This window comes from Prosthecobacter sp. (assembly GCF_044378005.1).
GTDB lineage: Bacteria > Verrucomicrobiota > Verrucomicrobiia > Verrucomicrobiales > Verrucomicrobiaceae > Prosthecobacter.
Window position 1 is genome coordinate 1 of the sequence record NZ_JBILYB010000030.1, and the last position, 14,600, is coordinate 14,600.

Annotated in this window: 9 protein-coding genes; 7 read left to right on the forward strand and 2 right to left on the reverse strand. The window is 59.2% G+C overall.

The features are described 5' to 3' along the window. The 4 genes from AC6FTP_RS08540 to AC6FTP_RS08555 form a co-directional block, all read left to right on the forward strand. The coding region (locus AC6FTP_RS08540; protein ID WP_497206490.1) for a sialidase family protein at window positions 1-2,423 on the forward strand (2,423 nt) is incomplete at its 5' end. A gap of 4 nt (window positions 2,424-2,427) precedes the next feature. Continuing rightward, window positions 2,428-3,360 (forward strand): bile acid:sodium symporter family protein, encoded by a 933-nt coding sequence (locus AC6FTP_RS08545; RefSeq protein ID WP_497206491.1) that lies wholly within the window; start codon window positions 2,428-2,430, stop codon window positions 3,358-3,360. Then, entirely contained in the window at window positions 3,357-4,538 is a 1,182-nt protein-coding gene (locus AC6FTP_RS08550) for a phosphotransferase (RefSeq protein WP_497206492.1), read from the forward strand. The genes AC6FTP_RS08545 and AC6FTP_RS08550 overlap by 4 nt, the downstream gene beginning before the upstream one ends. Further along, a complete protein-coding gene (locus tag AC6FTP_RS08555; RefSeq protein ID WP_497206493.1) occupies window positions 4,535-5,248 on the forward strand; it encodes an HpcH/HpaI aldolase family protein in 714 nt (237 codons plus the stop codon). The genes AC6FTP_RS08550 and AC6FTP_RS08555 overlap by 4 nt, the downstream gene beginning before the upstream one ends. Window positions 5,249-5,283: 35 nt before the next feature. On the opposite strand, the gene AC6FTP_RS08560 is transcribed toward AC6FTP_RS08555, so the two are convergent. Further along, the gene (locus AC6FTP_RS08560; protein ID WP_497206494.1) at window positions 5,284-7,170 is read right to left on the reverse strand and encodes a sulfatase; all 1,887 of its coding nucleotides are present in this window, start codon (window positions 7,168-7,170) and stop codon (window positions 5,284-5,286) included. A 247-nt stretch (window positions 7,171-7,417) separates the two neighbouring features. On the opposite strand from AC6FTP_RS08560, the gene AC6FTP_RS08565 reads away from it, so the two are divergent. Both AC6FTP_RS08565 and AC6FTP_RS08570 read left to right on the forward strand, forming a co-directional pair. Then, window positions 7,418-8,821, forward strand: a complete 1,404-nt coding sequence (locus AC6FTP_RS08565; RefSeq protein ID WP_497206495.1) for a DUF1501 domain-containing protein — start codon at window positions 7,418-7,420, stop codon at window positions 8,819-8,821. A 12-nt stretch (window positions 8,822-8,833) separates the two neighbouring features. Continuing rightward, the gene (locus AC6FTP_RS08570) at window positions 8,834-9,403 is read left to right on the forward strand and encodes a heavy-metal-associated domain-containing protein (RefSeq protein WP_497206496.1); all 570 of its coding nucleotides are present in this window, start codon (window positions 8,834-8,836) and stop codon (window positions 9,401-9,403) included. Here AC6FTP_RS08570 and metH read toward each other — a convergent pair whose 3' ends face one another. After that, a complete protein-coding gene (gene metH, locus AC6FTP_RS08575) occupies window positions 9,404-13,195 on the reverse strand; it encodes a methionine synthase (protein ID WP_497206497.1) in 3,792 nt (1,263 codons plus the stop codon). Window positions 13,196-13,323: 128 nt separating this feature from the next. Between metH and AC6FTP_RS08580 the strand changes: the two genes are divergently transcribed. Continuing rightward, the gene (locus tag AC6FTP_RS08580; protein WP_497206498.1) at window positions 13,324-14,517 is read left to right on the forward strand and encodes a Gfo/Idh/MocA family protein; all 1,194 of its coding nucleotides are present in this window, start codon (window positions 13,324-13,326) and stop codon (window positions 14,515-14,517) included. The last annotated feature ends 83 nt before the right edge of the window (window positions 14,518-14,600 follow it).

Genomic DNA, 14,600 nt, shown 5'->3' on the forward strand with positions numbered 1-14,600 from the left:
TCGGGGCGCGGATGGAGGCGGCGCAGAAGGTCAGCGGGGCGCTGGTGGGGAATCTTTGGACGGATCCGAAGGGGCGTTTGTGGCTCTTTTTCGATCAGCAGCTCGGTGATCCGCAGAAGCGCATCACGAATTGGTTCATGCGCTGCGATGATCCCGATGCGGCGGAGCCGGTGTGGAGCACGCCGGTGATGTTTGCGGAAGGTTGCACGCTGAACAAGCCGACGGTGCTCAAGGACGGCTCGTGGCTGCTGCCGGTGTCCGATTGGCACCAAAAGACGTGTCGCGTGTTTGAATCGACCGACGAAGGCGCGACGTGGAAGGAGCGCGGCAGCTTGCAGTTCCCGGATTGGGAGTTCGACGAGCACATGATGGTCGAGCTGAAGGATGGTAAGCTGTGGATGCTCGCACGCACGAAGGGGCAGCCGCACGAGAGTTTCTCGAATGACGGCGGCAAAACGTGGAGCGAGCCGAAACAGGCCGCGACGGTGCAGAATGTGAATGCGCGCTTCTTCCTGCGTCGGCTTAAATCGGGTCGCATTTTGCTGGTGAAGAATGGTTCGCCTGCGAAGCGCTTGCCCAAGCGCACGCACATGAGCGCGTGGCTATCTGAGGACGAAGGCAAGACGTGGAAGGGCGGCCTCATTCTCGATGAACGCAACGCGGTGTCGTATCCCGATGGCTTCGAAGCGCCGGACGGGCTTATCCACATTCTCTATGATTGGAACCGGCACACCGACGCGGAGATCCTCATGACGAAGTTTCGCGAGGAGGATGTGCTCGCGGGTAAAATCGTGTCGAAGGACGCGAAGCTGCTCATGCTTGCGAACAAGGCCACCGGACCGAAGCCCGAAAAGCTCTACAACGGCATCGAACTGCCCGATCAATGGCCGCCGCGCTACCGCGAACCGAGCGACGCGGTCATGGAAGTGCCGTATTTGAAGAAGAAGCCGAAGGTGATCCCCATCGACCTCGGCAGGCAGCTCTTTGTGGATGATTTCCTCATCGAGAAAACCACGCTCAAACGCACATTCCATCAGGCGAAGAAGTTTGAGGGCAATCCGGTCTTCAAAGCCGAAACGGAGCTTGAGAAGAAGCTCAACAACGTCGTCTATCTCGGTCAGGGAGGGGTGTTTTATGAGCCGAAGGAGAAGCTATTCAAGATGTTCTACACGGCGGGCTGGCGCGGACCGCTGGCGCTGGCGACAAGTCCGGATTTGAAGACGTGGAAACGGCCGGAACTGGGCCTGCATGGAGGCAACCTTCTACTTCCCGAAGGTGCGGCTTGGAGCAGCGGCGCGAGGACCACAGCGGGCACGGACAATGCGCTGTGGTATGACAGCCATGCGAGCGATCCGAAGGAGCGGATCAAATACCTGACCTGCTGGAGTCATGTGCCGAAAGACCAGCAACTGCCGGGGCTGACGCACAGCCTGCAGGTGTCCGATGGCGTGACGTGGTCGAAGCCGGTGCCCTGCACGACGCCTGCGGGAGATTATGGCTCGATCTTCTACAATCCGTTCCGAAAGAAATGGGTGCAGAGCATCAAACAGGATGGGCCGCGCGGGCGCAGCCGCTACTATGTGGAAAGCGACACCTTCTTGGAAGGAGCCGACTGGGACAAGGCGGTGTATTGGACCAATGCGGATGCCAAGGACAAACCGGAGCCAGCGGGGAGCTATGCAGGCAATGCGCAGCAGGGCGATCCACCACAGCTCTACAGCCTGGCGGCGGTGGCTTATGAAAGCCTCATGATCGGCATGCATCAGATTCATCGCGGACCAAACAATGGCATCTGCTCCAAAGGAGGCTTTCCCAAGCTCACGGACCTGGAACTCGGCTTTAGCCGCGACGGCTTCCATTGGGATCGGCCAGACCGACGTGGCTTCATCCGTGGAGAGCGTCGGGAAGGCGCCTGGGACCGGGCTTACCTGCACACGACGACGGGTGTCTTTGTCGTGCTGGACGACCAACTGGTCTTTCCTTACTGCGCCTACTCCGGCGATGCCGGGGGCGGGCGTGGAGACATCTACGGTGGAGCGAGCATCGGCCTCGCCACGCTGCGACGCGATGGCTTTGCCTCCATGGAAGGCCCCGGCGAGCTGACGACGCGTCCGGTGAAGTTCAAAGGCAAGCATCTCTTCGTGAACGTGGACGGCGAAGTGCGCGTGGAAGTGCTCGATGAGGCTGGGAAGGTCATCCGAAGCTCGAAGGTGGCTTCGAGAGATCAAACGAAGCTCAAAATCGAGTGGGCGGTTGCGTCCGATCTGTCCGATCAATCCGGTAAGAATGTGAAATTCCGCTTCCATCTCACAAAGGGTTCCCTGTATGCCTTTTGGGTCACGCCGGACGAAAAAGGCAGCAGCAACGGCTACGTCGGCGCGGGTGGTCCGGACTTCAACGGCGTGCGTGATACCTCCAACTAACCTCATGAAGCGCTTCCTCGACTGGTTCAACAATCTCTACCCGGTGTGGCTCGTCACGCTGGCCATCATCGCGTTCTTCAAGCCGCAGACGATGCTGTGGTTCGACAAGCCGTGGATCTTTTGGTCGCTGGCGGCGTCGATGCTCGGCATGGGACTCACTTTGAGTCTGGACGACTTCAAAGCCATCGGCCGCATGCCGGGGAGTGTCGCGCTGGGATTCATCGCGCAATACACGATCATGCCGCTGTCAGGCTGGATGGTGGCGACAGCGCTGAAGCTGGAGCCGGGCCTCGCCGTGGGGATCATTCTGGTGGCGAGCTGCCCCGGCGGCATGGCATCGAACATGATCAGCTACCTCGCGAAAGCGAACGTGGCGCTGTCCGTGGTGCTCACGATGGCCTCGACGATGCTGGCGTTCTTCTTCACACCGATGTGGACGAGCCTACTGGCGGGCAAATATGTGCCAGTGGACGCGTGGGGGCTCTGTGTGTCCGCTTTTCAGCTCACCATCGCGCCCGTGGTGCTCGGCGTGCTCATCCGATGGAAATTGCCGCGCACCGCGGATCAAATCGGAGCCTGCGGACCCACGGTGGCCGTGCTGGCCTTCACGCTCGTGAGTGGTGGTATCGTGGCGGCCAGCGCAGACGCCATCTCGACGAATTTTGGCAAGCTGGCGCTCGCAGCCTTTGCGCTGCATGTGCTCGGCTTTGGCGTTGGCTATGCCATATCAAAAGTGCTGCGTTATCCTGAGTCCGTCGCCCGCACGGTCAGCATCGAGGTCGGCATGCAAAACGGCGGCATGGCCGCCTCCCTCGCCCGCGAGCACTTTGCAGCGATGCCACTGGCTGCTGCAGCCGGTGTTTTCAGCGGCGTGCTGCAAAACATCATCGGCGGCCTGCTGGCGTCATGGTGGAAACGTCGTCCGCCTGACGCATGAGCCGCCGCGACATCTACTACTGGAAATGTGATCGTCCGGCGGCGTTTCATGGCACGCAGACGCGTGGCGTTGCTGATGCGGAAATCGAGTTGCAGCTTCGAGAGGAACTGAGGCGTCATTTTGATGCCAAAGCCGTCGAGCTCAGCCCCGGCGCAGGCCAAGGCAATCACCTCACTTGGAATGCTGATGTGGATGGCCTGGAGATGTTTGTGCGTGTGGAGAATGGGCCGGAGAAGGATGGGCATCTCGCCATCGAATCTGTGCTATTGGATCGCGTGCGTGAAACTGGAGTGCGGACGCCGCGCGTGTTTGGCAGCGATGCCACACGGAGCCGAGTCTCGTTCGCCTGGCAGGCGTTGGAGCGGATTGCAGCGCCGGACTTGAATCATTGGATCAAGCAAGGCACGCTGGTGGTGCCCAGCATTGCATTTGAGATCGGCGTGGCGGTAGCTAAGTGGCAATTGATCACGTTCGATGGCTTTGGCGCGCTGGAGCACGACGACGTAGGCCGGGTGTGGCAACAGCCCGCCCGGCTGTTTGCGGGTACCGAGAAGCCGGGCGGTTCGGCGAAGGAATCGAACGTGTTATCGGAGTCTCATCCGCCGAACACACCAGGCCTACGAGGCTGCCGCTCCTCATACGGCGACTACTTCCACCTGCGGCTCGACGAGCATCTGCACTTACTGAAGCAACGCGGCTTTCTCACAAACACCGGTGAAATCCTCAACGAGATCGAAAAGCACCGCGCCTTGCTCGATCTGGCTCCCGGCTGTCTCGTCCACAAAGATCTCGCCCTCTGGAACATCCTCGGCACCCGCGATCAAATCGCCGCCTTCATTGACTTCGATGACAGCATTGCCGGTGATTCGATGGATGACCTCTCGCTGCTGGCCTGTTTTCATGACGCGGCCTTTTTGCAGCGGGCTTTCGAGGGCTATCAAAGCGTCCGCGTCCTACCCGAGCAGCACCTGCGCCGCCTCTGGCTGCACTTGCTGCGCAACATGATCGTGAAGGCCGTGATCCGTGTCGGCGCGGGTTACTTTGATCGTGATGATGGCTTCTTTCTCATCGGCAGCGGCTCCTCGGGAGCCAGTTTGCGTGAAATGACACAATCCCGTCTCGCCCTAGCCTTGCGCAGCTTGCGAGAGGGCAGCGGCCTCGACATTCTCTCACCATGAAAACTCACATCGGCACCTTTCTCTCCATCGGATCACCTGCGGTCACGGAACTCGCGGCGGAATGCGGCTTTGACTGGGTGCTCATCGACTTGGAGCATGGCTGCGAATCGGAAGCCGCACTGCCGAATCAACTTCGGGCGCTGCGCGGCAGCCAGACTCTCGGCATCGTGAGGGTGAGCGCTCCGCATGCGGATTTGATCGGTCGCGTGCTCGATTGGGGCGCGGATGGCATCATGGTGCCGCACGTGGATACCGTGGCGCAGGCGGAGCACTGCGTGAAAGCTGCCACCTATCCGCCGAAGGGTCATCGTGGCGTCTCACGCACGGTCCGGGCTTATGGATACGGCATGAGGCTTCCGGGCGATGAGATGCCGAAGCCGATCATCCTGGCGCAGATCGAGACCGCGGAAGGCGTGGCGAACTCGGATCAAATCGCGGCCGTGGAGGGCATTGACGCGCTCTTCATCGGCCCGGCAGATTTGAGCTACGATTTGAAGGCGCGGAACTCACCGCTGCCATATGATAATTGCGTGAATGCCATCGCCAAGGCCGCGAAGGATCAAGGCAAGGGCTGCGGTATCCTCGTCCGTCATGCGGATGACAAAGAGAACCTCAAAGCCCTCGGCTTCTCCTGGCTGGCGATGGATTCGGACCTCTCGCTCGTGCGCGAGGGCTTCAAGCGGAATTTGGAAATGGCGAGGATGTGGTGATCTCTCCTGCTCTCTTTAAAGCCTGAGAGTTCAATTCAAAAACCCGTTCGTGTCGGTTTACTGCCATTTTGGGATGTCAGCTCGATCCAGTCGATCTCCACATTTTGCGCCTGCATTGGTAAATAAAGGCGCACGATGCCCAGCGGGCCTTCGGCTGTCAGTTCGACCGTGATTTCCTCCCAATCTCCACCTTTCAGCGTGAAGTCGCTTCGCTTCGGTTTGCCGCCAACACCTCCAGGCAGCCAGTCAAAGTGGCTGCTGCCAGCTTGGGCCTTGATGCGAAATTTCGCCGTCGTCGGACCACTGTGTTTGCTGGCGGAGAAGCCGAGGAAACACTCGGTGCCGATGCTCTTGAGGCGCAGGATGCCGTCTTTGACCGATGCTTGGCAATCGCGGGCCTTCCAACCTTGCAGCGCCGGGATGGCATCATCTTTGCCTTTAGCAGGCGCTTTCGCTTTGCCCTTCGGCTGCTGCTTGCCTTCGAGTTCAGGACGATACTTTGATGGATCAAACGCCGGATTCGGCACTGGCACGACAGCCTTCGTGTCGGTGAGGAACTTTTTGATCATCACATCGAGTTCAGCCACAAGCGCAGGCTCCTGCGCCGCGAGGTTGTTCTTTTCGCCGAGGTCATCGCGTAGATTGAAGAGCAGATGACGATGAGCGCCGTTCTCGCCACCGTGGAAGATGCGGATGAGCTTCCAGTCATCGCGATGCACCGAAACAGCGGGCGGCAGCCAGTCCGGCACGCCGGGATTGTGCGGGAAAAATTGGAAGGTGGCTTTTCCGGCAAGCGAGTCGCCTTTCAGAGCTGGGAGAATGCTGGAACCGTCGAAATGCTGACCTTCGGCAGGTTTCAAAGCGAGACCTTCGAGCAGCGTCGGATAATAATCCTCGCTCTGGATGATCGCATCACTGCGACTGCCCGCAGCCGCGATTCCGGGCCAGACGATGACACCGGGCACACGCGTTCCACCCTCAAACATCGTCGCCTTGCCGCCACGCAGCGGGCGGTTGCTGGTAGGCGTGGTGCCGTCCACCTCGTTGTACATGTTCCCACCGTTGTCGGCGGTGAAGATGATGATGGTGTTGTCGGCGAGCTTGAGGCGATCCAGCGCATCGAGCAGAGTGCCGATAGCATCGTCCATGCTCTGGATCATCGCCGAGTAAGTCGGGCTGCGTTGCGCATCCTGCGGATCAATGCGGGCGCGATGCTTCTCGATGTTTGTCTTCTTCGCATCAAAGGGCGCATGCACGCTGAACATCCAGTAGTTCATGTAGAAGGGCTTGTCCTTCGTTTGCTCCATCCACGCCACCGCCTCCGCTGCCATGCGGTCCTCGATGTGCTCGCCAGGCGACTTCTCTTTGAAGTTCGCAAACTTCCACGGCGCGACAAAACTGCCCGCAGGCCCCGGCCCCGGATGGTGCGGCAGATCGAAATCAAACCCCTGCTGCAGCGGCGAATACGGCTCCGGCCCGAGATGCCACTTCCCAAAGTGCGCCGTGGCATAGCCAACATCCTTCAGCGTCTCCGCCAGCGTGCGATACTCCGTCTTCAATCGCGTCACCGGATCAGGCTGGATGGCCTTTTGATCCGCCGCTGCCTTCTTGCCCGTTGTTGCCTGCAAAACGACCTGCGGCATGTGGCAGTTCGGCACCGTGATCCCCGTGCGTGCCGGACTTTGCCCCGTGAGCAACGCCGAGCGCGTCGGCGAGCACAGCGGACTCGCCGAATACGCCCGCGTGAAGGTCATCCCGCGCTTCGCCAGCCGTTCGACATTCGGCGTCTGGTAATACGCTGTGTTGCCGTATAGCGTCGTGTCACTCCAACCGAGATCGTCGGCGAGGATGACGATGACGTTGGGCTGAGCTGCAAAGAGCGAAGAGCCCAGGGCAAAGAGGAGGATGAGAAGACGGTGCATTGCGGCCTGAAACGCCGCCAGCGACTAGACATTACGGCAAAGAGTGTGTTGGATTTGGAGAAGGCGCGCTGACGGAAGCGAGTGCTTGAGACAAGCAATCAAGGCCGTAAGTCTGCCGCCATGAGCGCCCACGACCTCACCACCAAGGCGACCTAACACATTTTCCATGGCGTTGGTGCGAAAGCACTGCAGATGATCAAACGCCGCACGGAAGAATCCGCCTCTCCCGCCACGTAATGGTGGAGCGATGCTCACCTTCTCCGACCACAGCCAAGGTTCATCACGCCTCCAGCGGCGTGATTTCCTGCGCATTGGCGGGTTGGGACTCGGTGGGCTCGGACTGAGTGAGATGATGGCGCTGAAGGCGCTCGGGGCTTCCCTAAAGCGGCTACTGAAGGACAACTCGGTTATCTTCCTCTTCATGCATGGTGGGCCATCGCAGTTCGAGACGTTTGACCCAAAGATGGATGCGCCGTCAGAGATCCGCAGCGTGACGGGCGAAATCAAAACCAAGCTGCCCGGCATCACCTTCGGCAGCACGATGGAGCGACTGGCCGGGCTCGCGGACAAGTTCAGCATCGTGCGCAGCTTTGTGACTGGCGACTCGGTACACGACATCAAGACCATCGTCGGCAAAGACACACTCCAGGCGAATCTCGGGTCCCTCTACTCACGCATCGCTGGGCCTTTGCGCAAAAGCAGTGCGATACCGACGAACGTGGCGCTGTTTCCCCAGGCGATTTCATCGGCAGCGGGACCGGTGATCAAGAAGTTCGGCGACTTCACCTCCAGCGGCGAGCTTGGTGCGACTTACCAGCCCTTCGTGCCAGGAGCAGGCAGCGGCGCTCAGGCGGACATGACGCTGAGTTTGCCGCAAGCACGACTCGATGACCGCCGCACGCTGCTCAGCTCGCTTGATCAATGGAAACGCCAGATGGACAGCAATGAAGTCATCGACGGCATGTCCGAGTTTCAATCGCTGGCCTTCGACGTGCTCCGCCGAGGCGTGTCGGATGCCTTTGATCTCACGAAGGAAGACCCGCGCCTCATCGCCCGCTACGACACCTCCAAGCTACTGCCGAAAGACCGCATCAGCACGCAGTGGAACAACCGCGAACACTACGCCGACAATGCCGCCACACTCGGCAAGCTTTTGCTTATGGCGCGTCGTCTCTGCGAGCGAGGCTGCGGCTTTGTCACCGTGACGACCAGCTTCGTGTGGGACATGCACGCCGATAACAACAATGCCCCCTGCCGCACCGGCATGGACTATGTCGGCCGCCCTTTTGATCATGCAGTGTCGGCTTTGATCGAGGACATCGAAGCTCGCGGTCTCAGCGAGAAAATCATGCTCGTCTGCTGCGGCGAGATGGGTCGCAGCCCGAAACTGAATGCCAAAGGCGGGCGCGATCACTGGGGTGGCCTCGCTCCACTCATGATCTACGGCGGCGGCCTGAAAATGGGACAGGTCATCGGCCAGTCCGCCCGCAACGGCGGCGAGCCATCTTCACGACCGATCACCATCCCCGACCTCGTTTCCACCATCATGCATACGCTGGTCGATGTCGGCGAAGCGCGTGTCACGGATGGCCTGCCCCCGAGTCTCCTGAACGTGCTCTCGCGCGGTGAACCGATCGAGGGGCTTGTCTGATTTCATTGTCTCATGCGAACCCACCTCCTACTCACCACTTCGTTCCTTCTCTCGGCCACCTGCTTGATCGCAGGGGAAAAGCCAAAGCCCACGACCCTGACCTTTTACGTCGGCGGCGTGGAATGCCCGAGCTGCGTGTATTCGGTGAACTACTCGATCAGTCAGCTCAAAAGTGTGAGCGATGTCAGCGCGGGACAGTTCATCGAAAACTACGCCAATGTGACCTTTGATCCCAAGGTCGTGAGCATTCATCAGATCGCCCAGGCCGTGACGGATGCTGCGCCGCTTCATGGCGTGCCGTATCAGCCAACGATGAAGCTTTTCATCCCGGACTACGCCAAGGAGCAGAACTCTCGGAAAGTGGATGCCCTATTTGCCCAATGGAAGGCCTGGGTAGAGGTGGAGACAGTGGATCGTACAACGGGCGAGTTCATCCTTCACTTCCAGCCGCTCAAGTTGGACGAAAAGAAAACCGGCCCCCAGGGGTTCAAGCACGAACATCTGATGCAAGCGCTTCAAAACCCCGCACCTCAAGGTTTGGGGCTGAAGGTTCGGCTCGCCGAAGAAAAGATCGAAGGCTGATCAATAGCCGAGCCAAGGCCCGAGCCATTTCTCGGCTTCTTCAAGCGTCTGGCCTTTGCGCTGCGCGTAGTCCTCGACCTGATCCTTCGCAAGGACGCTGATGCCGAAGTAATGCACGTCGGGATGACTGAAGTAGAGGCCGCTGACGGCGCTGCCGGGATGCATGGCCATGCTTTCGGTGAGATCGACTCCGGTTTTGGCAGAAGCATCGAGCAGATCGAAGAGGATGGGTTTCTCGGTGTGGTCGGGCTGTGACGGATAGCCAGGTGCAGGGCGGATGCCGCGATAGCGTTCTTTGACGAGGTCTTCATTCGTGAAGTCCTCGGGCTTCTCGTAACCCCACGCGACACGGGCCTGCTTGTGCAGGTATTCAGCGAAGGCTTCGGCTAGGCGGTCGGCGAGGGCTTTGACGATGATGGCGCTGAACGGATCGTGCGCCTTCTCGAACTCGTGTGCGAAGTCATCTGCGCCGTGAATGCCGACGGCGAATCCGCCGATGTAGTCGGCACGACTACTGTCTTTCGGTGCGATGTAGTCGCTGAGGGCGTAGTTCGGCGTGTCCTTCTTGATCACCTGCTGACGCAGCGTGTGGAAGACGGTCTTCACACTGCCGCGCGTGTCGTCGGCATAGACTTCGATGTCATCGCCGATGCTGTTCGCCGGGAAGAAGCCGAACACACCACGCGGGTTGAAGCGCTTCTCGGCGATGATGCGATCAAGAAGATCGTTGGCACTTTTGAAGAGCTTCACGGCTTCTTCTTCAGCCTTCACTTTCATCTCGGCATCTTCGTGGGAAGACGAGAAACGGCCTTCCGCAGTGATCCAGCGACCACGCAGCTCCCAGGAATGGAAGAAGGGCGACCAGTCGATGTATTCGCGCAGTGTGGCGACCATGTCGGTGCCTTCGTAAGTCTTCGTGCCGATGAAGCTCGGTTTCGCGATTTCCTGCGTGCTCCAGTCACATTTGAAAGCCTTCTCGCGTGATTCGGCGATGCTGAGAAGCTGGCGCTCCTTCTTCTTGCCGTATTCTTCGCGGAGTCGCACATGGCGCACTTCGTTTTCGGCGATGTAAGCATCGCGGTTTTCATCACTAATGAGTGACGTCGTCACAGGCACGCTGCGGGAGGCATCGAGCACATGCACGATCGGTCCCGAGTAATGCGGCGCGATCTTGATGGCCGTATGCGCCGGGCTGGTGGTGGCTCCACCGATCAAAAGCGGAATCTTCATGCCACGGCGTTCCATTTCAGACGCGACGTGAGCCATCTCATCGAGCGACGGTGTGATCAGTCCGCTGAGGCCGATGACATCCGCGCCTTTCTCGATAGCTGCGGCGAGAATCTTGTCGCACGGCACCATGACGCCGAGGTCGGTGACTTCGAATCCATTGCAGGCCAACACGACACCCACGATGTTTTTGCCGATGTCATGCACGTCACCTTTCACGGTGGCCATGATGATCTTACCCGCGCTGCGTTGTGCAGGATTGGCAAGCTTCTCCTCCTCCATGAAAGGCTGCAAATACGCGACGCTTTGCTTCATCACGCGGGCGCTTTTCACGACCTGTGGCAGGAACATTTTGCCAGCGCCGAAGAGATCGCCGACGACGCCCATGCCGTCCATGAGCGGGCCTTCGATGACGAGGAGCGGCTTGCCTAGCTTGTCGAGCGCCTCCTGCGTATCGACGGCGATGAAATCGGTGATGCCTTTGAGCAGCGCGTGTTCGAGGCGCTTCTCGACAGGCGCATCCCGCCACTGGAGGTCGGCTTCGATCTTCTTGCCGCCGCCCTGGCCTTTGAACTGCTCGGCGTAATCGACGAGGATCTCGGTGGCATCGGGACGGCGATTCAGCAGCACGTCCTCGACCTTGTGGAGCAGCTCCTTCGGGATCTCCTCATACACTTCGAGCATCCCTGCATTCACGATGCCCATGTCCATGCCCGCCTGGATCGCGTGATACAGGAAGGCGCTGTGCATGGCTTCGCGCACGAGATTGTTGCCGCGGAAGCTGAAGCTGATGTTGCTCACACCACCGCTGACTTTCGCGCCGGGCAGGTGATGTTTGATCCAGCGCGTGGCGTTGATGAAGTCGAGCGCGTAGTTGTTGTGCTCCTCCATCCCAGTCGCGACGGTGAGGATGTTCGGATCAAAAATGATGTCTTCGGGCGGGAAGCCCACTTCATCGACGAGGATGCGATACGCGCGCTCGCAGATGCGGATTTTCTCGTCGTAAGTCGCCGCTTGGCCGTTCTCATCGAAGGCCATGACGACCGTGGCCGCGCCGTAGCGCTTGATGGCACGCGCACGTTCCTTGAAGGCTTCTTCGCCTTCCTTAAGCGAGATGGAATTCGCGATGCCCTTGCCTTGCAACATTTTGAGGCCCGCCTCGATGATCTCCCACTTCGAGGAATCGACCATGAACGGCACTTTGGCGACTTCCGGCTCGGTTTGCAGCAGGTTGAGGAACTTCGTCATCGTCGGCACGCCGTCGATAAGGCCTTCGTCCATGCAGATGTCGATGACGTTCGCGCCGTTCTCGACCTGCTGGCGCGCGATGGCCACAGCCTCCTCGAATTTGCCTTCCTTGATCAGCTTCGCGAACTTCGGCGAACCAGCGACGTTCGTGCGTTCGCCGATCATGAGGTAGTTCGCCTCTTTCGTGTGATTGTAGGCCAGAGTGCCTGACAAACGCATGATGGGCTCCGGTGTCGGCACCTTGCGTGGCTCGATGCCTTTCACGGCCTGCGCGATGGCGGCGATGTGCTCCGGCGTATTGCCGCAGCAGCCACCCATGATGTTCACGAAGCCGCTTTTGGCGAAATCCGTGGCATAAGCGGCCATGTCCGGCGGTAGCAAATCAAAGCCCGTCGGTGCGAGTGCATTCGGCAGACCTGCGTTCGGATAGGCCGACACAAAACAGCCCGCCTTCGTTGCCAGTTCCTCAATGTAAGGCCGCATCTCATCTGGGCCTGCCGAGCAGTTCATGCCGATGCTCAACGGCTTCACGTGCCTCATCGCATTAAGATAGGCCTCCACGTCCTGGGCCGACACCAGCGTTCGGCCTTTCACCATCGCGGCGGAGATTTGCACCGGCAGCTCGATCTGGTCCTTCTCAAACACTTCCTGGATCGCGAACAAAGCCGCCTTCGCATTGAGCGAATCGAAGATCGTCTCCACGAGCAGGGTGTCACAGCCACCCGCGATCAAGGCGCGGATTTGATGCATGTAAGCCTGCTTGACCTGATCAAACGTGATCGGACGGAAGCCCGGATCATCCGCGTCGATCTGAAAGTTCAGCGAGACCGTCATCGGCCCGATGGCACCAGCGACGTAGCGTTTCACGCCTGTGTCATTCGCCACGCGGTCCGCCCATTTGCGGCACTGCTGCGCCGACATGAAATTGATGTCCCAAGCGACCTCGTTGACGAATGGGTTCTCGATCACGCTCTGGTAAAACTCAGGATCTTTGCGGCCGCCGTGATCACGCGGGTCTTCCATGAACAGATCGCTCTGCGCCACGCTTGTCGCGCCGAAAGTATTCGTCTCAATGATGTCCGCCCCCGCTTCCAGGAAGCGCCGATGAATGTCCTCGATAATGTCCGGCTTCGTGATGCTCAGGATGTCGCCGTTGTTGAGCAAATCCTTCTCGTTCTTGGCAAAACGCGTGCCGCGAGCATCGGCTTCCTTCAGCCCGTAGCCGCGAATCGTCGTGCCCATGGCCCCGTCGATGACGAGGATGCGCTGGCGCATGGCGGCTTCGAGTTCAGTGCGGCAATTGGGGCGGGAAGGCATGGTCGAAACTAGCGCCAGAGGCGGCTCGGTCAACAGTCATATCAACGCATCATGATTTGAGGATGTGACCAAGTGGGACGAGGGCGAACTGTAAAACATTGGGGTTTAAAAGTGCTCATTCATGGTTCATGGAACCCGTCCTCATGACCTCACTTCATCATCTCCGCGCAGGCATCATCGGCACCGGTTTCATCGGTCCTGTCCATATCGAGGCGCTGAAGCGACTCGGCATTCAGGTCACGGCCATCTGTGGCTCGTCGAAGAGTGCGAAGAAAATGGCCGACCTCTGGGGCATCAATGAAGTTTATGGGGACTACGATCATGAGGCGATGTATGCCAGCCCGAACGTCGATGTCGTCCACATCACATCCCCGAATAAAGTGCATGTGGAGCAGTGCCTCCAGGCGCTCGAGATGGGCAAGCATGTCATCTGTGAAAAGCCGCTAGGCATGACCACCGCAGATACGGCAAAAGTCGTCGAGGCGGTGAAGAAGGGCGGCAAAAAAGGCCCCGTTTTTGCGGTCAATTACATGTGTCGCTTCTTCCCTGCTGTGCTGCAAATGCGCGCCATGGTGGAGCGAGGCGACCTCGGCAAGATCATCCATGTGCAGGGCCATTTCTTCCAGGACTGGCTGCTGCATCAGACCGACTACAACTGGCGCGTGCTCGCCAGCGAGGGGGGCAAACTGCGCGCGGTGGGCGATATCGGCACGCATTGGATCGACGCTGTGAGCTTCATCCTCGGCGCCAAAGCCACGAGTGTCTTTGCTCACATCGAGACCTTCCACAAAGAGCGCCTGCGTCCGAAAGGGGAGGTGCAGACATTCGCCAAGGTCGATCCGAAAACCATGGTGCCCTACAAAGTCGATACTGAGGATTTTGGCAGTGTGCTTTTGAAGTTCGGCAAAGCCAAGCACGGCTACACTGACGGCGTTCACGCGAATGCCAGCATTTCCCAAGTCGCCGCTGGCTGGAAATGCAGCCTTGGGCTCGGTATTTATGGAACCAAAGGCAGCGTCCGCTGGGATCTCCAGCAGCCAAACGAGATCTTGCTAGGTCGTCGCGATGAACCGAATCAGATCCTCCAACGCGGCACCCCCGGCTTCCTCGAAGACGTTGCCAACTTCACCGACTATCCCCCTGGTCACCCCGAAGGCTTTAGTGATGGACATAAGATGCACTACCGGGCGGTCTATGAGCACATTGCCAGCGGCAAAAAGACCCCTGCAATCTTCGCGACTGCTGAAGACGGTCACCACGAAGTAAAGCTCTGTGAGGCCATCCTCCAGAGCAGCAATTCCAAGACTTGGGTGAAGGTTTAGCCTTCGCCTTGGTGCAATACCCCGGCTTTTCTTGCATGAGCGGACAGCTTAGAGCCGCCAAGTAATGATCAAGCCTCCGTGTG

Coding starts and splice junctions, on each gene's coding strand:
- AC6FTP_RS08545 (WP_497206491.1), top strand. CDS start 2,428: ATGAAGCGCTTCCTCGACTGGTTCAACAATCTCTACCCGGTGTGGCTC.
- AC6FTP_RS08550 (WP_497206492.1), top strand. CDS start 3,357: ATGAGCCGCCGCGACATCTACTACTGGAAATGTGATCGTCCGGCGGCG.
- AC6FTP_RS08555 (WP_497206493.1), top strand. CDS start 4,535: ATGAAAACTCACATCGGCACCTTTCTCTCCATCGGATCACCTGCGGTC.
- AC6FTP_RS08560 (WP_497206494.1), bottom strand. CDS start 7,170: ATGCACCGTCTTCTCATCCTCCTCTTTGCCCTGGGCTCTTCGCTCTTT.
- AC6FTP_RS08565 (WP_497206495.1), top strand. CDS start 7,418: ATGCTCACCTTCTCCGACCACAGCCAAGGTTCATCACGCCTCCAGCGG.
- AC6FTP_RS08570 (WP_497206496.1), top strand. CDS start 8,834: ATGCGAACCCACCTCCTACTCACCACTTCGTTCCTTCTCTCGGCCACC.
- metH (WP_497206497.1), bottom strand. CDS start 13,195: ATGCCTTCCCGCCCCAATTGCCGCACTGAACTCGAAGCCGCCATGCGC.
- AC6FTP_RS08580 (WP_497206498.1), top strand. CDS start 13,324: ATGGAACCCGTCCTCATGACCTCACTTCATCATCTCCGCGCAGGCATC.